Here is a 23734-nt window from a genome sequence, read left to right on the forward strand (position 1 = left end):
CCGCACAGCCGAAGGAGCCTGAGCACCCATGACGACACCGACCGCCATCAGCGTCCCCAGCCACGACCATCCGTCCCGCACGACCCCGAGACCCACACGGAGGCGGTCGATCCGAGTGTGCGCCGTGGTCGCCACGGGCGTCCTGCTCGGCTCGCTCGCACCCCTCACTCCGCACCAGGCGGAGGCCGCGTCCGCCGCGCCCCGCGCCGAGTGGACGACCCAGAACACAGAGTTCGTCACCCGGGACGCCTCGCGGCTCCAGCTCGGGGGAGAGACCTTCCGGGCCAGCGGGGCCAACATCTACTGGCTCGGCCTCGACGAGAACGTCGGCGGGGTCGACTACCCCACCTTCTTCCGCATCAAGGACACCCTCGACTCGGCCCACCGTGCCGGCATCACCGTCGTCCGGTCGCACATGGGCACCTCGACCGGCCAGGACGACGCGAACACGCTCGCGCTGATGCCGAGCCTGGGCGAGTACGACGACGACGCCTTCGCCACGATCGACTTCGCCGTCGCGTACGCCGGGTCGCTCGGCATCCGGCTGATCCTGCCGCTCACCGACGAGTGGGAGTACTACCACGGCGGCCACCGCGACTTCACGACGCCCCTCGGCCTCGAGTCCGCCGACTTCTACACGGACCCGCGGGCGATCGCCGCGTACCAGGACTACGTCGACCACGTCGTCGGGCGCACCAACGCGCTGACCGGCGTCCCCTACGCCGAGGACCCGACCATCATGGCGTGGGAGCTCGGCAACGAACTCGAGGGAATGACCCTCCCGTGGATCGACGACCAGGTCGCCCACATCAAGCAGCTCGCCCCGTCACAGCTCGTCGCCGCCGGCCGACGGTTCGACATCGACCCCGACACCCTCGCCGCGACGGCACTCGACATCGTCGACGTCCACTACTACCCGCCGACGGCCGCCCGCGTCTCGGCCGACGCGGCGACCGTCACCTCCGCCGGGAAGGTCTACATCGCCGGCGAGTACGCCTCGACGGCGGCGACGCCCGCGCTGTTGGGCCCGCTCGCCCAGGACCCGGCCGTCTCCGGGATGTTCGCCTGGTCGCTGTTCGGCCACGACGACCGCGCCGGCCTCGTGCCCCACGACGACGGCTTCACCTTCCACCTGCCCGGAGGGACGCCGTCCGAGGAGTCTCGGGCCGAGGCGATCCGCCAGTACGCCCGCGACATCGGCATCGTGCTGCCCGCCCTCCCTCTCGAGGCCCCGCTCGTGACGAGCGTGCAGCGAGCCCAGGGCATCTCGACCATCACCTGGCGCGGAACGGCCGGCGCAGCCGGATACGTCGTCGAGCGACAGGTCGCCGACCAGCCGTGGACGACCGTCACCGAGGAGGCGCTGGGCGCGTCGGCCGGGACCGTCACCGACATCGAGTCCCCGGCTGGCGCCTCCTACCGTGTCCGGGCACTCGACGGCGCGGGGACGACCGGACCTGCGTCCGACGTCGTCCACCCGGACGGCGGCGACGTGCTCGTCGATCCTGTGCAGGACTGGCGCCTCTCGTCCGCACACGACGGCGTGACGGTCGCGGCCGACCCCGACGGAGGGTCCGTGATCGCGACGGACGACACGTCCGGTTCGGTGGCCTGGCAGCGTGCCGGGCTCACCCGTGCCGAGTTCCAGGTCGACGAGCCGCCCGCCGCCCGCGTCGAGACGAGCGCCGACGGCAGCACCTGGGTGCCCGCCGCCACGGTCGTCACCGACGAGGGCTCGGTCGTCGCCGACGGCCTCGCCGACGACCACGTCCGCGTCGTGTTGACCGGAGACGCGCACCTCACGCGGGCCACCCTGCGGTCCGCGGCCGTCGACCCCACCACGGCGCCCGGCGCGTTCTCGCTCCAGGCGCCCCTCGACGAGACGACGGGCACCACCTCGACGCCGGACTTCGCCTGGACGGCCGCGACCGATGCCGCCTACTACCGCTTCGCGATCACGAACGCTGAGGGCACCGTCGTGGCCTCGGCCGACGGTCTCACGGGCACGTCGTACCGGCCCGACGTCACGCTCGAGCCCGGCACGACCTACCGCTGGTCGGTCGAGGCCGTGAACGGTGTCGGCACGACGACGTCGGTACCCACGACGGCGTCCTTCTCCACCCGTCCCCTCCCGACGGAGGCGCTCGTGGTGGAGGACTTCGAGGAGTACGCCGACGACGCCGCCCTCACCAGCACCTACGTGCGCAACACGGGGGGCGGAGCTGTCACGCCCACCCTCGGTGAGAACCCGTCCACGGGCTCGCAGGCGGGACAGTTCGCCTACGACCTCGCGGGCCCCGGCTACGCGGGCGTCGTCCGCACCCTCGCCGAGCCGCAGGACTGGTGGGGCTACACCGGTCTCTCGCTCTCGCTGCGTGCCCCGGCCGGAGACGACGTCACCGTGCAGATCGTGGCGGGCGGGTCGTACTTCGAGACCACCCTCGCGGTCGAGGGGGAGGGGTGGCAGCAGGTCGACGTGCCCTTCAGGGCGTTCGCGCCGCCTGCCTGGGCGGGCGACGCCGCCCTCGACCCGTCGACCGTGACGCAGCTCGCGTTCTACCTCGGCGGCGATGGCGCGGGCGAGCTGCTCGTGGACGACGTCGTCACGACGGTCGACCCTGCCGCGGTCCTGCCTGTCGACCCGGGTACGCCGGGCACGCCGGGCACGCCCGCTACGCCCGGTGGGGGTGCCGGACCGGGCGCAGGCCCGGAGTCCGGTGCAGGAGGCGCGGTGCCCGTCAGCGGGATCGGCACCGTCCCGGCCTCCGCGACCACCGCCTCCACAGGTCTCGCCTTCACCGGCTCGACCTCGACCACGGCACTCGCCCTGGCCGCCCTGGCATCGGTCATCGCCGGTGCCGTCGCACTCCGAGCCGCACGACGACGTCGGCTCGCATCGACGACCACCGCGGTGGTCGAGCGAGGAGAAGCATCATGACCACACGTCCGAAGCACACCGCCCTCGGGGCCGGCATCGCGTTCCTCCTGGCGGGGATCCTCGCCGTGGGCGCCCCCGCGGCGACCCCGGCCGAGGCGTTCAGCCCGACCGGCAAGAGCACGGTGCTGAACTACCTGGCGAGCATCAAGGGCCAGAAGACCATCAGCGGGCAACACAACAAGGAGCCCGCCGGGCAGCCGAGCCAGTACACACAGCGCGTCAAGGACATCACCGGGGTCTACCCGGCGCTCTGGGGCGGGGACTTCCTCTTCGCCGCCTCCGACGTGGCGAACCGGCAGCGGGTCGTCGACCAGGCCAAGACGGAGTGGAAGAACGGGGCGCTCGTCTCGCTCACATGGCACGTCTGCCCACCGACGGTCGGCTCGTCGTGCTCCTGGAACGACGTCAACGCGAACCTCACCGACGCGCAGTGGTCGCAGCTGACCACGAACGGGACGGCGCTGAACTCGGCGTGGAAGTCACGACTCGACGAGGTCGTCCCCTACCTGCAGCAGCTGAGGGACGCGGGCGTTCCCGCAGTCTTCCGCCCGCTGCACGAGATGAACGAGCAGTGGGCCTGGTGGGGCGGACGTTCGGGATCGGCCGGCTCCGCGAAGCTCTACCAGATCACCCGCGACTACCTCGCTGGTACGAAGGGCATGACGAACCTCATCTGGGCCTGGAACGTGCAGGACAACCCGGCCGGCGGGCTGGCCGGCTACTACCCGGGCAGCTCGTACGTCGACGTCGTCACGCTCGACGCCTGGTACAAGACCTTCCCGAGTGCAGCCGAATACCAGACGATGCAATCGATCGCGGCGGGCAAGCCGATCGCTCTGGGTGAGATCGGCAAGATGCCCACGTCGGCGCAGTTGGCCGCGCAGCCGAACTGGACGTGGTTCATGCACTGGTCGGAGCAGCTCGAGTCCGCGAACACGCAACAGGCGATCAAGGACACCTACGCGAACCCCCGCGTCCTGCACCAGGGTGACATTGCCATTCCCTAGCTCGAACCACGCCCGGCATCGGGCATGAGAAGGGCGTCTGCGCGCGATGCGCCGACGCCCTTCCTCTCCTGCGGCACTTGCGATGCAACTTGCCCCATGCGCCCCGGCTCCAAGTGCTTTGGCGAGTGTTCCGTGCGCCGGCGCGCTCAGCCTGGAGACGCGGCAGAGTGCTCGAGGTCCGGGTCCGACCGTGACGGCCCGGCACCGTGTCCCTCCTGCTGACTGACTCGCAAGCTACGGCACCGGGGCCGCCGACAACAGCTGTTGGCGCTGACGACTTCGCCCTGACAGGTGCGTCGTTGGCCCGGGTTCTCGCGTTGGCTCTGATGCTCCTGGCCATCGGGGCGGCCCTCGTCGTCCGCCATCGCCGCTCAGCCGCCTAGAAAAGATGCCGGCGGTCTTGCCCGACCACGAACAGCTGACTCCCGTCCGGCTGCCGGCTGTGCAGCGTTCGGCCAAGGTCGCATCTCAGTGAGCCGTGTCTCTGGCCCTCCGAATCCGCTCAATCGACAGCAGTCCCGACTGGCGTCAATAGATCCTGTTGGCGGCGTCCTCGTTCTTCGCACGGGGGCTCGACCCGCGACTGCCGTGTGATCCAGATCATCGACGAACATCGGGACCGCTTCGGGGTCGAGCCGATCTGTCGTGTGCTCACCGAGAACGGCGTCCCGATCGCCCGTCGGGCTACTACGCGTTCAAGATGCGGTCGCGATTTGCTCGAGAACTCGCTGACCAAGCACTGGTGACCGAGATCGAGCAGGTGTTCTGGGATCGGCACCTAGGTCGCGGTGCGCGGAAGATCTGGCGGTTGCTGCACCGTGCAGGCGAAGCCTGTCGACGCTCGCCATAGAGTTGTCAGACTGGATCAAGGCAACCCATGACTCGCCAGCGCCGGCCGTCCCAGAGGTGCAGGACTGGAGTCGCTCAGACGACGAGCTCGCCCCGGAGCAGGCCGCAGAGGCTGTCCGTGGTGCATTGGGACTCGGCGTGGCGACCATCAAGAACTTGCTGCAGCTCCTGGAATTGAAGGGTGCGAAGGTCTACTCCGATGGTGGCCCGCTGCAGGCCATCGACGCATTCTCGTTCCGTCACGGCGCAACGCCGGTCGTCTTCCTCAATGTTCACAGATCCGCCGAGCGTCTTCGATTCGACCTGGCACATGAGCTGGGCCATCTCGTCATGCACGGGGAATCGCTCAACGTTGAATCCGGCAAGGAGAAAGAGCAGGCGGCCAACGACTTTGCAAGCTCGTTCCTGATGCCGCGTTCCGATGTCATCGGCGCCATTCGCGGCAACAACCTGATGCTCGAAGACGTGCTGATGCTGAAGCGATGTTGGCGCGTCAGTCCAATGGCGCTCAAGCTTCGTGCCCACCGGCTCGGCGTCATCTCTGACTGGACTTACAGCACGCTCGCCAAGCAGCTCTCGATGGCCGGCTTCCGCCGCGGTGATCCGGGATCTGACCTTCGCCCTGAGTCGTCCAGTCTGCTCACCCAGGTCATGAGCGACATGCGCGGCCGCAGCCAGGCCTTCGCGGAGCTCTCCTGACTTCTCGACGTCCGTGCGTAGGACGTCCAGGACCCTATGCTCGGGATCGTTGCGTTCTCCATCCAGGGCGGTGGCGTCGTGCGGTTGAGGAGCACGGGCTACCTTCGCGATGCGTCGCTCGCGCCGGTCGCCGACCTGAATGCGTGGCGCAAACGGTCCTAGTTCCGATTCAGCGCATGACGGTGCTTCGTGCGCCGTCAAAGCTCCGTGCTCGTGTTGGTGTGGTGTTGGTCAAGGGCTGCGCACCGCTGCTTTCTCTTGCACGCAGCTGCACTCCTCACCCCATAAAACCGGCACTTCTGCGCAACAGGCGGCAACAACGTAGGCCCCGCGCCACGTTTACACCGTGGATGTCATCGGTTCGAGCCCGGTAGGGCCCACCAGAGAAGTCCCTGGTCATCTAGGTCATCACGATCGGCGTCGATGCCGGCGGTCTCTTGACGGCGGCCCTCCGGCGAGAGACCGTAGAAGCATGGATACCTACGACGGCCGACGAACGAAGCGGTCCGTGGCCGTGTTCCTGCTGATCGTCGCGTCGCTCGTGGCCATCGCTGCAGTGACACTGCTCGTGATCGATCCCTCTCGCACGAGCATGTACTTCACGCTGGGCGGCGCACTCATCACGATCTATCTCAACGCGCGGATCCTCAAGGGCGATCCGGCCGCACGGTAGGCGAGTCGGAGGTCGCCGCCTCGAGGCGGACGAGATCGCCGCCTCCTTGACACGATCGCTCCTGGTCAATAGGTTCATTACTGAACCAACTAACCAATGAGGAGGGTCGCCGTGTTCGAGGAGAGCAGCCCGATCTTCCAGCAGCTGGCCGACCGCATCGCGGACGACGTACTCGCCGGCACCTACGCGGAAGAGCAGCAGGTGGCGTCGACGAACGAGTTCGCAGCGTTCTACCGCATCAACCCGGCTACGGCGGGCAAGGCGATGAACCTGCTCGTCGACCGCGGGGTGCTCTACAAGCGACGGGGCATCGGCATGTTCGTGGCCCCCGGCGCCCGTGACCTGCTAGTCGAGCAGCGTCGTGCCCGTTTCGCCGAGCAGTACGTCCGACCGCTCGTCCGCGAGGCCGCCGCGCTCGGCATCGACGCTGCAGCCCTCACGCGCATGATCAATCAGGAGGATCCGTCATGAGCACCGCCGTCGAAGTCTCCGGGGTGCACCGCACCTACGGGTCGACCACCGCCCTCCGGGGCGTCAGCACGACCGTCCGGGAGGGCGCCATCTGCGGCCTGCTCGGCCGCAACGGGGCGGGGAAGACCACCCTGCTCTCGATGATCGCCGGGCAGGAGCGTCCGAGTTCGGGCACGGTCCGCACTCTGGGGCACGACCCGGTCGAGAGCGTGGAGGTCCTGTCGCGCACCTCCTTCGTACGGGACAGCCAGCGCTGGCCCGACGACTTCCGCATCGGTCACGTGCTCTCGGTCGCCCCGGCCTTCCACGCCGGCTGGGACCCGGCACTGGCGCGCGACCTCGTGGCCGACCTGCGCGTTCCGACTCGGACACCGATCAAGAAGATGTCGCGGGGTCAGGCCTCGAGCGTCGCGATCGTGCTCGGGCTCGCATCGCGGGCGCCGCTCACGATCTTCGACGAGCCCTACCTCGGCCTCGATGCCACCGCTCGCCAGATCTTCTACGATCGCCTGCTCGCCGACTACGCCGAACACCCGCGCACCGTCCTGCTCTCCACCCACCTCGTCGACGAGTCGGAATCCCTGTTGGAGCAGGTCGTCGTGCTCGACGAGGGACGGGTCGTCCTCGACGCCGACGTCGACACGGCTCGCGCCTCGGCCTGGACGGCGGCAGGAGCCGCAGGTGCGGTCGATCGGGTCGTCGGCTCCCGGCGGGTGCTCGCCCGGCACGCCCTCGGCGGCCTCGCCAGCGTCACCGTGGCGGGGAGCGTCGACGACGCCCTCCGGCGCGAGGCCCGCGAGGCCGGGGTCGAGCTGGGATCCGTGTCGCTCCAGCACTTCGTCGCAGCCCTGGGCGCCGGTACGCCGACGCCCGGCGTGGACGACCGTGCCGCATCCGTCACCACCGAAGGAGCCCTGTCGTGAGCCGTGCAACCGCTGTCGTCCGACTCCAGCTCGTGCGCCGCACGACATGGTTCCTCGTGCCTCTCGGCATCATGCTCGTCGCAGGCGTGGCGACCGTGATCATCCAGCTAGCGATCCAGCGCGCCACGGGGATGTCTCCGAGCTCGCCCGGCTACGCCGACAGCGCTCGCAACAATCCGGCCCTCGCCTGGTCCGTCTCCGGGTACCTCGTGGCGACGGGGGTCGCCAGCATCTCGTCCGTGTTCCCGGTGGCGTCGTCGCTCGGCACCACACGCCGCGGCTTCGCGGCGGGCACGTTCCTCACTCACGCGCTGGTGTCCGCCTACCTCGCCGTCGTCGCGGCCGCGATGCTCGGCCTCGAGCTGCTCACCGGCCATTGGTTCGTCGGCATCTACGTCTTCGACACCGCCATCCTCGGCGCGGGGAACGTCGTCGTACTGCTGCTCGTGATGTTCCTCGGCTCGCTGACGGCGTTCACGGTAGGTGCGGTCTTCGGCGGGGTCTGGCTGCGGTTCGGCCCGCGCGGCCCTCTCGGAGTGGCCGTCGTCGCGGTCCTCGTGCTCGCAGGCCTCCTCCTGGCGCTCGCCCCGTCGCTCGCCGACATCGCTGCGGCGTTCGAGTTCTGGTGGCTCGCCGTCGTGGGTGTCGCGCTGGTGCTCGTCGCCGCAGGAGGCACGAGCCTGTCGCTGCGCGGAGCGAGCGTCCGTTAGATGGAGGGGGAGAGGCGCTCGTCACCCGAGGTCCCGACCGTGACGGGTGTCCGGCCGGCCGGCGATAATCAGGACGCGTCGTGGCCCCGGGCCGATGCCCTGCGAACGGATCGTCTCTCGCTGGAGCCGCTCGCCGTGCGGCACGCGAGCGAGATGACGAGGGCACTGGCGCCCTTGGCGCTCTACCGGTTCACCGGTGGGGAACCCCCGACGTACGACGAGCTCGAGGCGCGCTACCGACGTCAGGCACGAGGCCGGTCCGACGACGGACGCGCCGGGTGGTTGAACTGGATCATCCGGCCCATCGGCGGCGGGCCGGCCATCGGATTCGTCCAGGCGACGCTCACGCGAAGGGGCGTCGAGCTCGTCGCCGACCTCGCGTGGCTGGTCACCGTGTCGGAGCAGGGCCGGGGGCTGGCGCGGGAAGCGGGTTCGGCGGTCGTGGCGTGGTTGCCGTCGATCGGCGTCGGACGCCGGCAGGCTCACGTCCATCCGGACCACACGGCGTCAGCACGTGTGGCCGAAAGGCTCGGGCTCGCACCGACGACGACCCTCGTCGACGGAGAGGTGCTCTGGGAAGGCATCGCTGCTCCATGACCCGATGGCAGGAGCAGGATCATGCCCGCCAGCCCACCGCCGAGCGGGCGGCCACAAGTCGGATGCGAGCACGAGTCCTGAGATGCTAGCTTCCGGGCATGACCTGGCCCGCCGTCCACATCTCGCGCTCGCTCGACCACGACGTCGCGACCGTGTCCAGCGTCGCCGGAGACCCTGCGAACCTCCCCGAGTGGGCGGCTGGTCTCAGCACCGGTATCCGTCAGGAGGACGGGCGATGGATCACGGATTCGCCCCTGGGCATCGTCGAGGTGACCTTCACCGGGCCGGTGGAGTTGGGGATCCTCGACCACGACGTGACCCTGCCCGACGGATCGGTGGTGCGGAACCCCTTCCGCATCGTCGCCAACGACGAGGGCAGCGAAGCCGTCTTCACCCTGTTCCGCCGTGAGGGCATGTCGGAGGAGGAGTTCCAGGCCGATGCTGACGCGGTCCGCCGAGACCTCGACCAGCTCGCGGTGCTGCTCGCCGAGCGTTTCCCGCCCGCCCGGTAGACGATCGCGTCGTCGACCCAGTCGACGCTGACTGGACGAGGTCGGTCAGCGGGCGCGGCCCGTGCGCCGGCGGACGTAGTCCGCGAAGCCGGGGACGGAGAACTCGAGCTCGCCGTAGACGGGCGCGTGGATGATGCCCTTGCGGATGATGCGGTCGCGGGTGGTCGCCACCTGCGTCAGCGACTTGCCCAGCTCGGCCGCCACTGCGCCGGACTGGACCCGAGGCGAGACGCTCGGCCGGGGACGGGCGTCGTCCCCACCGTCGGGCGACGCGTCGGCCACGGCGACCATGGTGTCGACGTACTCGCGTTCGCGCTCGGAGAGCCGGTCGTAGCGCGCGGAGTACAGCCCGGCGTCGAGCTGCCGCTGGACGGCCGGGATGGCCTCGTCGACATGCGTCGAATCGATCCGAGCGGCGCCGGCGGCGGACGTCCACGACTCGCTCGCGTAGAGCTGGAGGAAGTAGGGGTACCGGTCGGCCAGCTCGAGGACCCGCTCGAGCGCGTCGTCGTCCCAGATGGTGCCGAGGTCGAAGGCGGGATCGGTGACGGCCGAGCGCGCATCCGCCTCGCCCAGCCGGTCGATCACCTCGAAGCGGAAGCGCTCGGCGTAGGTGTTCGCCTTCGAAAGCTCGGACGCGAGGTAGGGCAGCCCGGCGCCGATGAGCACGATAGGTTCGTCCTTGAGCGCCGACAGGGCCTGGACGAGGACGGCGATGTCCCGTTTACGGAAGACCTGCAGCTCGTCGATCAGAAGGGCCACGCCGACCCCGTTCTGACTGGCGTCCCGTCCGAGCAGTCGGAGGAACCGCACCAGTTCGGGGAAGGGGTCGGAGTCCTCGCGTCGCGGTGCCGCAGCGTCGACGGCGAAGGTGAAGCCGGTCGGCCCCAGCGACAGCTTCATGCCCCCGATCGAGTGCGCCCCCGAGGACAGCGCCTTCCGGAGCCGGCCCTGCGTGAGATCGGCGCTGTCCCGGACGATGGATCTCACGGCGACACCCGGTTCGACGTCGCGCCGCACCTCGTAGTAGCCGGCGAGCCATCCTCTGGAGCGCAGCACGGCGCCGACCTCCTGGAGGAGCGACGTCTTGCCCACTCCTCGCAGGCCGGTGAAGACGACGGGGTTCGACGAGCGGCCCGCCTCGACGAGCTCGGCGAGAGAGCCGACGACCGCCAGCTGGGACTCCCGACCGATCAGGGTCGGCGGTCGGGTGCCGGCGCCGGGCGTGTACGGGTTGAGAGTCACGGGGCCTCCTGAGCGGATTTGCTATAATATAGCAAATCTCCGCACTGCTCCCGGGTCAGTCGTTCGGGAGGGGGATCGGCGTCGGGTTCTGATCGTCGTTCGTGCAGAACGTCGTCTCGGTGGGGCTCACGTCGGGGTCGCAGATCCTGACGTCCACGTCCTCGCCGTCGATCTCGAGGGTGATGTGGAAGGCGCCGTACGCCACAGCCTCGTAATCCTCGCCGGAGAGGTCGGACCCGTAGGCCTCGTACGTCTCGTTCAGGTGCTTCGCCGCCTCCTGCGATTCCGGTTCGGACTGGTCCACCAGACCGCACGACGTGAGCATCGTGACGGTGGCGAGCGCCGCGGCGGCTCCGAGCGCGAGACGGGTCAGGCCTGCGGACCGGCGGGGGAGGGAGGCGGTGGTGGAACCATTCGTCGTCATGTCGATGACGCTAGCGCCTTCCAGACCGACAGGTCTGCACCGAGCACCATGCGGTCTCCGCCCGACGCACGTCGCATCGCGGTCAGCCGGCGCCTGGCGTCGATGTGAGCCCCGTCAGCAGCACACCGCCCCCGGCGGCGATCATCACGACGGCCCACGCCGGCACCCGCCAGACGACCAGCAGCACGAAGCAGACCAGGGCCAGGCAGAAGGCGCCGACGTCGGTCACCGCCGTGACGAACACCGGGTCGTAGAGCGCCGCGGCCAGCAGCCCGACGACGGCCGCGTTCACCCCGCGGAGGAGCGCGCCGACGAGGCGGCGCCCCCGCACTGCATCCCAGAACGGCAGCACGCCCGCCAACAGCAGCAGCCCCGGCGCGAAGATCGCGAGGGTGGCCAGCAGGGCGCCGAGCGCGCCTCCCGGCCCGAGATCGGCGACGGCCCCGAGGTACGTCGCGAAGGTGAAGAGCGGACCCGGCACGGCCTGCGCCACCCCGTAGCCGGTCAGGAAGACGCCGTCGTCGACCCAGCCGGGCTCGACCAGCCCCGCGTGCAGCAGCGGCAGCACGACGTGACCGCCACCGAAGACGAGCGCCCCCGCCCGGTAGAAGATGTCGATCAGAGCTATCGTCTCGGACCGTGTCGCGGCGGCCAGCACGGGCAGCCCGGCGAGGAGGGCGACGAAGAGACTCAGGCAGACCGCACCCGCCCGCCGACCGATCGGGAACGGCGCGGACCCGACCCGCGCCTCCTCGTCCGACCGGCAGAAGAGCAGCCCTCCTGCGAGCCCGACCGCGATCGCGACCAGCTGCCCGGCCGGGCCGGTCAGCGCGAGGGCGGCGACCGCGGCGACGACGGCGAGGGAGGCGCGGGTCGGGTCGGGCGCCAGCGACCGCGCCATCCCCGTCACGGCGTGGGCCACGACCGCCACCGCGCCGATGGTCAGTCCCCTCACGACGGCCGAGCCCACGGGCCCGTCGAGCGCCCCGAGGCCGAGCGCCACCGCGAACATCAGCAGGGCCGATGGCAGGGTGAACGCGACGAACGCCGCCAGCGCGCCGAGTGGACCGGCCCGCAGCAGGCCCAGCCCGAAGCCGACCTGGCTCGACGCCGGCCCGGGCAGGAACTGCGCCAGCGCGACCAGCTCGCCGTACCGCCCGTCGGCGAGCCAGCGACGGCGCTCGACCAGCTCGGAGCGGAAGTACCCGAGGTGAGCGACCGGCCCGCCGAACGACGTCAGCCCGAGCAGAGAGAAGACCCGGGCGACCTCGAGGGGGTTCCCTCGGTCGCCCGGGTCTGCGCTGTCTCGTCTCATCACGGGGTCATGATGTCAAACCCCGGTGACTCGCCTGTGACGCGCCGGCCCGGCGCGGCGTCGACTCAGTGCCCGGCGACGTACAGCTCGGGCTCCGGCAGCCCCTTCGCCGAGCGGATCGACCGCGACAGGCGCTCGATCGACACGAGCGCGGCGACCACGTCGGCGGACGTCACCGGGAACGGCATGTTGTGGATGGTCTCCGTCTCGACGGTCGCGGCCTCGGCCACGGCGGTCAGCTCGTCGAGGTCGTCCACCGTCAGTCCGATCTCGGTCAGCGTGTTCGGCAGACCGACGCGGGTGGTGAACTCGACGAAGTCCTCGATCTCGTCGCGGGGCGCGCCCTCGAGCACGAGCTGCGTCATCGAGCCGATGTTGACCTTCTGACCGTGCGTCAGCCCGTGGGTCTGCGGCGCCGCGGTCAGGCCGTTGTGGATGGCGTGCGCCGCGGCGAGTCCGCCCGACTCGAAGCCCAGACCCGACAGCAGCGTGTTGGCCTCGACGAGGGCCTCGAGGGCGGGCGTGACGACGCCGTCCTCCGCCGCGGCGAGGGCCGAGAAGGCGTTCTCGTGGATGATCCGCCACGACAGCTCGGCGAGCGCCGTGCCGGCCTGCGTCGGGAGGCCGCCGGCCATCGTGGTCGCGTGCGAGCGGGCCGAGGCGCGGGCCTCGAGCCACGTGGCGAGGGCGTCGCCGATCCCCGCGACGAGGAACTTGACGGGCGCGTTCGCGACGAGCTGCGTGTCGATCAGCACGAGGTCGGGGTTCCGCGGGAAGAACCGGTACTCGATGAACTCGCCCTCGTCGGTGTAGACGACGGCGAGCGCCGAGGTCGGCGCGTCGGTGGAGGCGACCGTGGGCACGCTGACCCAGCGGATGCCGGCGAGGTGCCCGGCGGCCTTGGCGGCGTCGATGGCGCTGCCGCCGCCGATCGCGACGACGACGTCGGCGGACGCCCCTCGGATGGTCTCGACGAGCTCGTCGATCGAGGCGGGTGTCGCGAAGCGACCGAATCCGACGCGCTCGATGCGCAGGTCGGCCGACTCGAAGCTGGTGGTGACCGACTGCTCGACGAGACCCCAGACAACGTCGTCCGACACGATCAGCGGCTTCGAGCCGATCGGGGCGACGAACTCGCCGAGCCGGGTGATGGCGTCCTTGCCCTGGACGTAGCGGGCGGGGCTCATGACGGTGCGGATGGGAGTGGTCATCGTGCGGTCCTCTCTGGTGGTGCGTGTCGTCCCGACGGTACGCGCGCCTCCTCCGTGGCCCCTCCGTGCCCGCGTCACGGCCGGGGTGCGCGGGGTACGGTCGGCGCATGAGCACCCGCGGCCGTCGCCCAGCCCCCTCGTCCGACCTCCGTGCGACGGTGCCGACGGCGGCGCGTCTCGTCGTTCCGCAGTCGGTGGTGGTGGGGTTCCTGCGGCTGACGGCGGCGAACCGGACCTTCGTCAGCGCGGCGGGCGCCCGTCGTCGCATCCGTGCGCGGTCGCTGCGCCCTGCGCCGTTCGGTCCGCCGAGCGCCCTGCGGTCGGACGTCCGCGTCGACGTCGAGCAGCGCTCCGGCTGGCCGGTGTACCGCGTCTCACGCCGCGACGGAGCGTCCCGCGGCACCGTCATCTACGCCCACGGCGGCGGCTGGGTCGGCGAGATCGTGTCGCAGCACTGGCACCTCGCCGCGCAGATCGCGGCAGAGGCGGGCACCACGGTCGCGCTCCCGATCTACCCCCTCGTCCCGTTCGGGACGGCCGAGGAGGCGCGGGTCGGCATCGTCGACCTCGTCACCACGGCGGATGGTCCCGTGGCTCTCGCGGGGGACTCCGCCGGCGGCCAGATCGCCCTCTCGGCGGCGTTGTCGCTGCGCGACGCGGGCGTCGTCGTGCCGCGGACGGTGCTGATCGCCCCCGCGCTCGACCTCACCTGGAGCAACCCGCGGATCCCCGTGGTCCAGCCGAGCGACCCGTGGCTCGGCACCCCGGGCGGTCGGGTGCTGTCCGAGCACTGGAGGGGCGGTCTCGACCTGCGCGACCCCGTGGTCAGCCCGCTGTTCGGCGATCTCGCCGGGCTGGGGGCGCTGACCGTGTTCTCGGGGACGCGCGACGTCCTGAATCCCGACGCGCACCTCCTGCGCGACCGTGCTCGCACCGCGGGGGTCGACCTCGACTGGCACGAGGGTCGGGGGCGGATCCACGCGTACCCGCTGCTGCCGACACGGGCCGGCAGGGAGGCGCGGGTCGAGATCGTGCGGACGCTCCGGGAGACCCTCGCCGGGTGAGCCGCGGCCTACTGGACGGCGGCCGTGAGCCGGGCGACGTTGTCCAGCACCTGCAGCCCGGCGGGTCGTGACAGCCAGGCGGCGAGGGTGAGCTCGTGCGACCGCGAACGGTAGTCGTCCTCGATGAGACGCACCTCGTCGACGAAGCCCGACCCGCGCACCATCAGCGAGACCTCGAAGTTGAGGCTGAACGAGCGCATGTCCATGTTGCTCGACCCGATGACGGCCACGTCGTCGTCGACCGTGAAGTGCTTCGAGTGCAGCACGGTCGGCTTCTCGTAGAGGAAGATGCGGACGCCCGCACGAAGCAGCGTCTCGTAGTACGAGCGCTGCGCGTGGTAGACCATGAACTGGTCGGCCACCTCGCAGGCGAACAGCTGCACGTCGACGCCCCGCTCGGCCGCCGTGGTGATCGCATAGAGCATCGACTCGTCGGGCACGAAGTACGGGCTGGCGATGATCAGGCGCTCCTGGGCGCCGTAGACGAGCGCGTTGAAGAGGCGCAGGTTGTTCTCGCCGTCGAACCCGGGGCCGCTCGGCACGACCTGGCACTCGATGGTGTCCGGGCCCGTGCGCTGCTCGACGATCGGCTCGGCCTCGGAGTCGGTCGGCAGCTCGTCGGTCTCGCTGTACCAGTCGGTGATGAAGAGGGCGTTGAGGCCGATGGCGGCGGGCCCGTCGAGTCGCACCATGAGGTCCTTCCACTGCAGGCCCCGGCGCATGTTGCCCCGCTTGTTGTAGCTCGGGTCGATCATGTTCTGCGACCCGGTGAAGGCCACGTCACCGTCGACCACGACGATCTTGCGGTGGTTGCGGAGGTCGGGACGCCGCCACATGCCCTTCGTCGGGTGGAACGGCAGCATCTCCTCGAAGCGGATGCCGGCGTCGCGCAGCCAGCGGCGGGTGACTCGGCCCTGGGGGTTGCGGATGGTCGCCCAGTGGTCGTAGAGCACCCGCACCTTGACCCCCCGGTCGTGGGCGCGCTTCAGCGCGTCGAAGAAGAGGTAGGTCGTCTCGTCGCGGGTGAGGATGTAGAACTCGACGTGCACGTAGCGCTCGGCGTCGTCGACCGCCGCGGTCATCGCGGCCACCGAGTCGGCGTAGTCGGGCAGCAGCGTCGCGGTGTTGCCCGGGATGAGCGGCATGGCGCCGAGCGTGCGGTTCAGCTGCACGACGGTGCCGAACCACGGCGGCTGGGTGACCGTGGGCGCCCGCGAGTCGAGACCCTGCGTGTTCTCGAGAATCAGGCTGTTGATCTCGCGCTGCTTGTCGCGGCGGTCCTGCGGCAGCTTCGTCGATCCGATCAGCCCGAAGAGGACGCTGCCGGGGATGGGCGCGACGAAGATCGCCATCAGCCACGCCATCGCCGAGCTCGGGCGCCGATTGCGGGGGACGAGCACCACGGCCACCACGCGGATGACGATGTCGACGACGAGCACGACGGTCGGGAAGGCCTTGAGGACTCTGCGCCAGGTCATGCGTCGATCCTCGCAGGCCCGGAGGTCCGGCGCGTCTGCCTGGCCGACTTCGGCTGTTGCACTCTGGCACCCAGAGTGCAATAGTGCATCTCGGGCATTCCGCCCTCGGCATCGGCGCCGCACCATCGGGACGACGATCGAGCAGGAGGCGCGATGACCGACACGAGCACCGGGGCCGCCCCCGAGACGATCGGCAAGACGGCCCTCCGGCGGGTCCGCGTCCGTGCCGAGCTGATCGCCGAGGCCCGCCGACGGACGGCGGCCGACGGGCTGGCCGGCTTCACCCTCGACGAGCTGTGCGCCACCGTGGGCATCTCGCGTCGCACGTTCTTCAACCACTTCGCCTCGAAGGACGACGTCGTCGTGGGCACGGCCATCGACGACGACGACCACGCCCTCGAGGCGTACGCGGCCTCGTCACGCGACCCGCGCCTCCTGCCGCTCGAGACCGTGTTCGACGACCTGTCGCGCCTGATCGTGGCCCGGATCGAGCAGGTCGGGCTGACACGCGAGCGCGCCGCGGCCTTCCGCGCCGTGCTCGAGCGCGAGCCCAGGCTCTTCGCCGCGATCATGCGCCAGGGCGACGAGCAGAAGCGCCGGGTGATCGCCGCCATCGCCCGCCACGAGGGGCTCCCGGTCGACGACCCGCGCGTCGACGCCGCGTTCACGCTCGCCACCGCGCTGACCCAGCGCGCCGTCGAGCAGTTCTTCTTCGAGCTCGACGCCCCGTCGCGCCGGTTCGACGACGTCCTCGCGAGCTGGTTCGACCTCGCCCGCGATCTGCTCGCCGTCTCGAGCACGACGGCCGCCGCGAGCCCCGCCGCGACCCCCATCACGACCCCCGCCACGACCCCCATCACCACCGAACCGTCCGACCGAGAGGCCCGTTGAGTCGACCATGACCACGTCCACCACCGCCACCGCCACGAAGGGCGACGCGCCGTTCCTCCTCACCAAGAGGCGGATCTGGATCATCTTCGGCGCCCTCATCTCGGGCATGCTGCTCTCGAGCCTCGACCAGACCATCGTGTCGACCGCCATGCCGACCATCGTCGGCGAGCTCGGCGGCGTCGAGCACCAGGCCTGGATCACCACCGCTTACCTGCTCGCCACGACGATCGTCATGCCGATCTACGGCAAGTTCGGCGACGTGCTCGGTCGACGCAATCTGTTCCTGGCCGCCATCGCGATCTTCACGCTCGCCAGCATCGGCTGCGCCTTCGCCGACGACTTCTGGATGTTCGTGGTGTTCCGCGCCGTCCAGGGGCTCGGCGGCGGCGGGCTCATGATCCTGTCGCAGGCGATCATCGCCGACATCGTGCCCGCCTCCGAGCGCGGCAGGTACCTCGGCCCGCTCGGTGCCGTCTTCGGCCTCTCGGCCATCGGCGGCCCGCTGCTCGGCGGCTTCTTCGTCGACCACCTCACGTGGCAGTGGGCGTTCTACATCAACATCCCGGTCGGCGTCGCCGCGTTCATCATCGCGTGGATGGCGCTCACCCTGCCCGGGAAGAAGGCCACCAAGCGGATCGACGTGCTCGGCGTCGTGCTGCTGTCGGCGGCGACCACGTGCCTCATCTTCTTCACCGAGTTCGGCGGTCAGGCCGACCACGGCTGGGGCGCCGGCGAGACCTGGCTCTGGGGCGCGGGCGTGCTCGTCGCCGTCGGGCTGTTCGTGTTCGTCGAGTCGCGGGCCGACGACCCGATCATCCCGCTGTCGTTCTTCCGCAACAAGGTGTTCGTGCTCGCCACGGGCATCGGCTTCGTGCTCGGCATCGGCATGTTCTCGGCGATCGCCTTCGTCCCGACGTTCCTGCAGATGTCGTCCGGCGCCTCCGCGGCGGTGTCGGGACTCCTGCTGCTGCCGATGATGGCGGGTCTGATCGGCACGTCGATCCTCTCGGGCAACCTGATCTCCAAGACCGGCCGATACCGCATCTTCCCGATCGTCGGCACGATCCTCACGGGCATCGCAATGCTGCTCTTTACGACTCTGACGGCCGACACCCCGCTGTCGCTGATCTGCGTGTTCCTGTTCGTCTTCGGCGCGGGGCTCGGCCTCATCATGCAGGTCGTGGTGCTCGTCGTGCAGAACTCGGTCGACGCCGCGAACGTCGGCACCGCGACCAGCACGAACAACTACTTCCGCGAGGTCGGGGCGGCGCTCGGCGTCGCGGTCTTCGGCGCCATGTTCACCAGCCGCCTGACCTCGAACCTGACGACGGTCTTCACCGACGCGGGGGCGTCGCCGAGCGATGCATCGTCCGCGACGGCGACCCTCGACCCGGCCGCACTCAACGAGCTGCCCGAGGCCATCCGCCGCCTCGTCGTCGAGGCCTACGCCGACTCGCTCGCGCCGGTGTTCGCGTACCTGGTGCCGTTCATCGCGGTGGCGCTGATCCTGGCGCTGTTCCTGCCGCAGATCGCGCTGAGCGACGTGGCCGGGATGGTCGCGCGGGGCGAGGCCGTCTCGGGGGACGAAGCGGAGGAGCTGGAGGCGGCGAGCCGCGGTCGCTCGACACCTGCGCCGTCGGCCGCGACGTCTGCTGCGACCTCCGCCGCCGGCGAGTCGGCCACGGCCGCCGCGGTCGCGTCGGGTGCTCCCGTGGTGCCGCCGGCCGATGCGGATGCCGACACCGCGCCCCCTCGGGAGCCCCGCGGCGACTAGGCGCCGCTGCGTCCGTCGGGGCGCGGACCGCTCGAGATCGGGTGCAGTCTGCGCCCCGCCGTCCGCAGCACCGCCTCCGTCACGGCGTCGAGCAGGGGCGACCCGAGCGTCCAGCGCTGCCAGAACAGGGTGACGTCGACGGGGGAGTCGGGGGCGAGCTCGATCAGACGGCCCGCCTCGATCTCGGGCCGGGCCTGCTCCTCGGGCAGCATGCTCCATCCGAGTCCGAGCACGGTCGCCCTGGCGAAGTCGGCCGAGGCCGGCACATGGTGGCGAGGCGAGCGGGCGTCTCGGCCGGTGACGCGTCGGACGAACTCGTGCTGCAGGGTGTCCGTCCGATCGAAGACGACCATCGGCACCCGGTCGACGAGGTCGAGGTCGACGCGGCCGCCGAACCGGCGCTCGACGAAGGCGGGGCTCGCCACGGCGCGGTAGCGCATGACGCCGAGCGGTTCGACGACGCAGCCCTGCACGGGCGCCCGGGTCGCAGTGACCGCGGCCAGCACGTCGCCCGCCCGGAGCAGCGCCGAGGTGTGCTCCTGGTCGGCGCGGCGGAGGTCGAACACCACCGGATGACTCGCCGCCACGTCCGCCAGCGCGTCGAGGAACCACGTCGCCGACGAATCGGCGTTGACGGCGATCGGCAGGGTGGACGGTCCGTGGTCGGTGCCCGCGCCTCCCAGCTCGGAGGCGACGTCGGCGGACAGCAGGTCGATCTGCCGGGCGAGACGGAGCACGACGTCCCCCGCCGGGGTCGTCGCGACCGGGCTCGTCCGTCGGAGGAGCACCGCGCCGGCCGCCGTCTCGAGCAGCTTGATGCGCTGCGAGACCGCCGACTGGGTCATGTGCAGCCGCTGAGCCGCCGCCTCGAACGTGCCCTCGTCGACGATCGTCCGCAGGGTGTCGAGCTGATCGAGGGTGAACCGGGCCATGAGCTGAGCTTATGCGCCATCGAGAACATGAGCTGGAGAGATGCCGAAGGGGCCCGTACCGTCGACGTCGTGCACCTAGAGACCAGCCTTCCGATCGCCCTCCTCGGCTTCGGCACCAGCCTCGTCCTCATCGTCGCCATCGGTGCGCAGAACGCGTACGTGCTGCGGGTCGGTCTGACCGGGGTGACCCGCGTGGTCGTGCCCGTCGTGGTGGTCTGCGCGGTCAGCGACGCCGTGCTGATCAGCGCCGGAGTGGCCGGCGTCGGCGCCCTCATCACGGCCGTGCCCGAGGTCGTCGTCGTGGTGCGACTCGTGGGTGCCGGGTTCCTCCTGGTGTACGCGGCGTTCGCGGCGGTCCGCGCGCTGCGGCCGGTGGGTGCGCTGGTCCCCGTCGCCGCCCCGGGCGGTGCTGACGGTCGCCAGCCGGTACAGACGGTCCGCGTCTCGACGGCCGTGCTGACGGCCCTCGCCTTCACCTGGTTGAACCCGCACACCTATCTCGACACGATCGTCTTCCTCGGTTCGGTGGCGAATCAGCAGCCGGGGGAGCTCCGCTGGTGGTTCGCGGCGGGTGCGGTGGTGGGCAGTCTCGTCTGGTTCTCGGCCCTCGGATTCGGCTCGCGCCTCCTGCGTCCCGTCTTCGCGAGGCCCGGGGCCTGGCGGGTGCTCGACGCCATCATCGCGGTGGTGATGACCGTGCTCGGTCTGCGCCTCCTCCTCGGCGCCTGACCCCGCCCCGCTCCGCCCCACTGGCTATGGGGTTGATGAGTCACAACACGCCGCGCCCCCGGACGCCCCCACGGCGTGTCGTGACTCATCGACCGCCCCGACAGCCCGAATTTTAGCCCGAGCCCGAGCCCGAGCCCGAGCCCGAGCCCGAGCCCGAGCCCCCGAGCCCGAGCCCCCGGGTCCGAGCCCCCGGGTCCGAGCCCCCGAGTCCAGGTCCAGGAGTCGCGACACGCCGCGGGACCCTGAGCCCCGCGGCGTGTCGTGACTCCTCGTCGCCCAGGCTCGCCCCTGCTCGCCCCGGCTCACCCCTGCACAGAAGCCGCGCATCCCGTTCCCTGTACAGGTCGCCCCGAGCAACCCCCAGGCGCGGTGCCAGTAGCGCGACCCTGTCCGCATGCCTCCACCCGAGCCCCTGCCCGCCGCCCTCGTCGGCCGCCCGTTCTCAGTCACGGAAGGCCGGGCGCTCGGGATCGGCCTCGCTCGACTTCGGCGGAGCGACCTCGTGGCGCCGCACTGGGGCGTGCGCGCCTGGTCCGCCGGCGTCGCACTCGACGACCGGTGTCGCGCGCTCGCCCCCGCCCTGGGCCACGGCACCGCGTTCAGCCACCTGACCGCCTTGGCCCTCTGGGGGCTGCCTCTCCCGCGAGGGCACGATCCCGCGCGGGGCCCGCTGCATGTCGTGTCCCCGCGAGACAGACGTGTTCGGCGACCAGGAGTCGTCGGGCACACGGCGACGGCGGCACGCCTCGGACCCTCGGTCGATCTCAGGGGGCTGCCGGTCGTCGATCCCGTCACGGCGTGGTCGCAGTCCGCGGCCTCGATGACGCTGGACGACGTGGTCACGATCGCCGACGCCCTGATGGGGAGGTGGTCGACGCATCCGCAGGCGAGAGAGCTGGACCGGGAGGTGCTCTCGTCCGCGATCAGGGCAGGCGGTAGACGGCGCGGGGCGACGACGGCGCGTTCGGCGCTCGAGTTGGCGGTGCCGAATGTCTGGTCGCCTCGCGAGACCGACCTGCGACTGCTCCTCGTGCGTGCGGGGATCACCGGCTTGTCGGTCAATGAGCCCGTCCACGACTCCGACGGGCGGCTCATCGGGTACGTCGACGTCGCTCATCTCGGGGCCAAGGTCGCGCTCGAATACCAGGGAGACCACCACCGCACCGATCGCTTCACGTACCGCGACGACATACGGCGCCGCGAGGCGTTCGAGGACGCCGGCTGGCGGCAGGTCCAGGCGACGGACGACGATCTGGGACCTCTCGCCGACGCCTTCGTAGCTCGCGTCAGGCGCCTGATAACCGAGCGCGGGGTCGAGGAGTCATGACACGCCGCGGCTCCATGAGTCCTGCGGCGTGTCTCGACTCATCGACCGGACTGCGAGCGCCCAGCCCCCAGCCCCCACCCTCCATGAGTCGCAACACGCCGCGCCCGCAGACGGACCCGCGGCGTGTTCCGACTCATCGACCCCTCACGGGCTCCGAGGAGGCGCGGGTCGACTCAGCCGCGCCGCGTCGACTTCCAGAGACGGCCGGCCAGGCGCCCCACCGCGACGAGGGCGAACGACAGCGCGATGAGGGCGAGCAGCAGCACCCCGACGTAGATCGCCACGCCACCCGCGCCGCCCTGGGCCGCCGGGTCGTAGAACGGGTACGGGTAGAAGCCGATGAGGGCCCCGCGCACGATCGTGTAGACGCTGTAGACCACCGGGGTCACGAGGCCCACCAGGGCGGCCGACCAGGGGAGTCGTCGACCGGCCGGCAGCACGAGCCAGTCGATCAGCGCGGCCACGGGCACGAGCATGTGCACGACCACGTTCACCCACGGGATGACTCCGCCCCCGACGCCGGCGAGCAGCAGGTTGAAGACGAGACCGACGAACACCATGTTGACGACGTTGACGAGTCGCACGGTGTCCCAGGCGCGACTGCCGGGTCTCCGTCGCAGGGTGCGCACCGCCCCGACGGTGAAGACGACCACGGCGAACAGATTGCTGAGGTTCGTGTAGTACGAGAAGAAGTTGACGATGCCGTAGTCGTTCGTCAGGGTGACGCCGAACTGCGTGCCGACGGCCGCGAGGCCGAGCACGGCGAGGACGAGTCGGAAGGGGACCATCAGGCGGGCGCGCGTCATGGCGACAGCCTACTGAGCGGCGCTCCGGTCGCCGCTCCCGACCCGGAGCCGCCGACGACCGTCGAGGAGGCGCGCCCGGCCGCTCCCGTTCAGACGTCGTCGACGACGGTCAGGGAGGCGCGGGCCGCCTCGATCGTCGACAGGATCGACCTCGAGTCGGCCAGCGAGTGCAGGGGCGAGTCGCGGAGTCCGGCGTCGACGAAAGAGGCGAGCGCCGCGGCCTGGTAGGCGAGCCCCTGGCGTCCGGTCGGCACGGACGGGTCATCCCAGATCGCCGTGCCGCTCGCCGTGGTGAGCTCGAACGAGGTCGGGAAGACGAGGTTCCGCAGGGTGCGGAGCGACCCGCCCGACCCCAGCACGGCTCCGATGCCCGGCGATGTGGCCCGCAGGCTCGTGGCCGCCGTCGCGAGCACCCCGTCGGCCGTGCGGGTGACGACGGCCGCGTCGAGGTCGACGCCGTCGGCTCGGGTCGATCCGGTGGCGTGCCGTTCGACGGGGTGGCCGGTGGCGAACTGGGTGAACCAGAACGCGTACACGCCGATGTCGAGCAGCGCCCCGCCGCCGAGGGCGGGGTCGGTCATGCGGCCGGGCGCCGAGAGGTCGTTCGCCCACGCGACGTCGGCCGTCGCGAGACGCACGTCGCCGATCGCGCCGTCGGCGAGGAGGCGCGCCATCACCGTCGTGTGGGGCAGGTAGCGCGTCCAGAGCGCCTCCATGGCGAGCACCCCGGCGTCGCTCGCGACGGCCCCGATGAGGTCGGCCTCCGCCGGAGTCGTCGCGAGCGGCTTCTCGATCAGCACGTGCTTGCCGGCGGCGATGGCGATCAGCGCGTCGGGCAGGTGCCGGGTGTGAGGAGTCGCGACATAGACGACGTCGACGTCGGGGGAGGCCGCCATCGCCTCCGCGCTGTCGAAGGCGGACCCGACGCCGTGTGCTCGGGCGAACGCCTCGGCCCGATCCAGGCTGCGCGACGCGACGGCCACCACCCGCTGATCGGTGTGAGCATGCAGGGCGTCGGTGAAGTCGCCGGCGATCTCGCCGGGGCCGATGACCCCCCAGCGCAGAGTCGGCCCCCCGCGAAGGGGCGTGTGCGTCGCAGTGGGGAATGCTGGTGCGGGCATGGCTGCTCCTCGGGGTCACGTCGTCGTGCGCCCATCAT

At 70.8% G+C, this 23734-nt stretch carries 22 protein-coding genes; 14 read left to right on the forward strand and 8 right to left on the reverse strand.

The window, feature by feature from the left end; translation table 11 throughout:
* The first annotated feature begins 28 nt into the window (after positions 1–28).
* From SOM13_RS13235 to SOM13_RS13280, 9 genes are all read left to right on the forward strand, one after another.
* Positions 29–2938, forward strand: a complete 2910-nt coding sequence (locus tag SOM13_RS13235) for a carbohydrate binding domain-containing protein (RefSeq protein WP_320479975.1) — start codon at positions 29–31, stop codon at positions 2936–2938.
* A complete protein-coding gene (locus SOM13_RS13240) occupies positions 2935–3945 on the forward strand; it encodes a glycosyl hydrolase (RefSeq protein ID WP_320479976.1) in 1011 nt (336 codons plus the stop codon). Before SOM13_RS13235 ends, SOM13_RS13240 begins: the two co-directional genes overlap by 4 nt.
* A gap of 987 nt (positions 3946–4932) precedes the next feature.
* On the forward strand, positions 4933–5493 hold the full coding sequence (locus SOM13_RS13250; RefSeq protein ID WP_320479977.1) for an ImmA/IrrE family metallo-endopeptidase: 561 nt from the start codon (positions 4933–4935) through the stop codon (positions 5491–5493).
* Positions 5494–5965: 472 nt separating this feature from the next.
* On the forward strand, positions 5966–6166 hold the full coding sequence (locus tag SOM13_RS13255) for a hypothetical protein (protein ID WP_320479978.1): 201 nt from the start codon (positions 5966–5968) through the stop codon (positions 6164–6166).
* A gap of 111 nt (positions 6167–6277) precedes the next feature.
* Entirely contained in the window at positions 6278–6637 is a 360-nt protein-coding gene (locus tag SOM13_RS13260; RefSeq protein ID WP_320477124.1) for a GntR family transcriptional regulator, read from the forward strand.
* Positions 6634–7560: an ATP-binding cassette domain-containing protein gene (locus SOM13_RS13265; RefSeq protein ID WP_192060224.1), complete on the forward strand. Its 927-nt coding sequence runs from the start codon at positions 6634–6636 to the stop codon at positions 7558–7560. The genes SOM13_RS13260 and SOM13_RS13265 overlap by 4 nt, the downstream gene beginning before the upstream one ends.
* A complete protein-coding gene (locus SOM13_RS13270) occupies positions 7557–8270 on the forward strand; it encodes a hypothetical protein (RefSeq protein WP_320479979.1) in 714 nt (237 codons plus the stop codon). Before SOM13_RS13265 ends, SOM13_RS13270 begins: the two co-directional genes overlap by 4 nt.
* A 39-nt stretch (positions 8271–8309) precedes the next feature.
* The gene (locus tag SOM13_RS13275; protein WP_320480003.1) at positions 8310–8867 is read left to right on the forward strand and encodes a GNAT family N-acetyltransferase; all 558 of its coding nucleotides are present in this window, start codon (positions 8310–8312) and stop codon (positions 8865–8867) included.
* A gap of 98 nt (positions 8868–8965) precedes the next feature.
* Positions 8966–9379, forward strand: a complete 414-nt coding sequence (locus SOM13_RS13280) for an SRPBCC family protein (protein WP_320479980.1) — start codon at positions 8966–8968, stop codon at positions 9377–9379.
* Positions 9380–9424: 45 nt separating this feature from the next.
* Here SOM13_RS13280 and SOM13_RS13285 read toward each other — a convergent pair whose 3' ends face one another.
* The 4 genes from SOM13_RS13285 to SOM13_RS13300 all read right to left on the reverse strand — a co-directional run bounded on the left by SOM13_RS13285 (position 9425) and on the right by SOM13_RS13300 (position 13574).
* A complete protein-coding gene (locus tag SOM13_RS13285; RefSeq protein ID WP_320479981.1) occupies positions 9425–10624 on the reverse strand; it encodes an ATP-binding protein in 1200 nt (399 codons plus the stop codon).
* Between the two features lie 55 nt (positions 10625–10679).
* Positions 10680–11048 carry a hypothetical protein gene (locus tag SOM13_RS13290; RefSeq protein WP_320477130.1) on the reverse strand — a complete coding sequence of 123 codons (369 nt, stop codon included), beginning with the start codon at positions 11046–11048 and terminating at the stop codon, positions 10680–10682.
* Between the two features lie 82 nt (positions 11049–11130).
* Positions 11131–12363, reverse strand: a complete 1233-nt coding sequence (gene chrA / locus SOM13_RS13295) for a chromate efflux transporter (RefSeq protein WP_320480004.1) — start codon at positions 12361–12363, stop codon at positions 11131–11133.
* A gap of 65 nt (positions 12364–12428) precedes the next feature.
* The gene (locus SOM13_RS13300) at positions 12429–13574 is read right to left on the reverse strand and encodes a glycerol dehydrogenase (RefSeq protein WP_320479982.1); all 1146 of its coding nucleotides are present in this window, start codon (positions 13572–13574) and stop codon (positions 12429–12431) included.
* 107 nt (positions 13575–13681) lie between these two features.
* Here SOM13_RS13300 and SOM13_RS13305 point away from each other — a divergent pair, with 107 nt between their 5' ends.
* The gene (locus tag SOM13_RS13305) at positions 13682–14638 is read left to right on the forward strand and encodes an alpha/beta hydrolase fold domain-containing protein (protein ID WP_320479983.1); all 957 of its coding nucleotides are present in this window, start codon (positions 13682–13684) and stop codon (positions 14636–14638) included.
* Between the two features lie 8 nt (positions 14639–14646).
* Here the strand turns inward: SOM13_RS13305 and cls are convergent, their stop codons facing one another.
* Entirely contained in the window at positions 14647–16116 is a 1470-nt protein-coding gene (gene cls, locus SOM13_RS13310) for a cardiolipin synthase (protein WP_320479984.1), read from the reverse strand.
* A gap of 153 nt (positions 16117–16269) precedes the next feature.
* Here cls and SOM13_RS13315 point away from each other — a divergent pair, with 153 nt between their 5' ends.
* Positions 16270–17007: a TetR/AcrR family transcriptional regulator gene (locus SOM13_RS13315; protein WP_320479985.1), complete on the forward strand. Its 738-nt coding sequence runs from the start codon at positions 16270–16272 to the stop codon at positions 17005–17007.
* 7 nt (positions 17008–17014) lie between these two features.
* Complete coding sequence (locus SOM13_RS13320) at positions 17015–18781, forward strand: MDR family MFS transporter (RefSeq protein WP_320479986.1); 1767 nt, start codon at positions 17015–17017, stop codon at positions 18779–18781.
* Here the strand turns inward: SOM13_RS13320 and SOM13_RS13325 are convergent.
* Positions 18778–19713 (reverse strand): LysR family transcriptional regulator ArgP, encoded by a 936-nt coding sequence (locus tag SOM13_RS13325; RefSeq protein WP_320479987.1) that lies wholly within the window; start codon positions 19711–19713, stop codon positions 18778–18780. The genes SOM13_RS13320 and SOM13_RS13325 overlap by 4 nt on opposite strands.
* A 27-nt stretch (positions 19714–19740) precedes the next feature.
* On the opposite strand from SOM13_RS13325, the gene SOM13_RS13330 reads away from it, so the two are divergent.
* Both SOM13_RS13330 and SOM13_RS13335 read left to right on the forward strand, forming a co-directional pair.
* On the forward strand, positions 19741–20442 hold the full coding sequence (locus tag SOM13_RS13330) for a LysE/ArgO family amino acid transporter (RefSeq protein WP_320479988.1): 702 nt from the start codon (positions 19741–19743) through the stop codon (positions 20440–20442).
* Positions 20443–20836: 394 nt separating this feature from the next.
* On the forward strand, positions 20837–21769 hold the full coding sequence (locus tag SOM13_RS13335; protein ID WP_320479989.1) for a hypothetical protein: 933 nt from the start codon (positions 20837–20839) through the stop codon (positions 21767–21769).
* Between the two features lie 173 nt (positions 21770–21942).
* Here the strand turns inward: SOM13_RS13335 and SOM13_RS13340 are convergent, their stop codons facing one another.
* A complete protein-coding gene (locus SOM13_RS13340) occupies positions 21943–22575 on the reverse strand; it encodes a Pr6Pr family membrane protein (protein WP_192060238.1) in 633 nt (210 codons plus the stop codon).
* Positions 22576–22664: 89 nt separating this feature from the next.
* On the reverse strand, positions 22665–23696 hold the full coding sequence (locus SOM13_RS13345; RefSeq protein WP_320479990.1) for a Gfo/Idh/MocA family oxidoreductase: 1032 nt from the start codon (positions 23694–23696) through the stop codon (positions 22665–22667).
* Positions 23697–23734 lie beyond the last annotated feature (38 nt).

The sequence above is a fragment of the Frigoribacterium sp. CFBP9030 genome (assembly GCF_034045195.1).
Classification (GTDB): domain Bacteria; phylum Actinomycetota; class Actinomycetes; order Actinomycetales; family Microbacteriaceae; genus Frigoribacterium.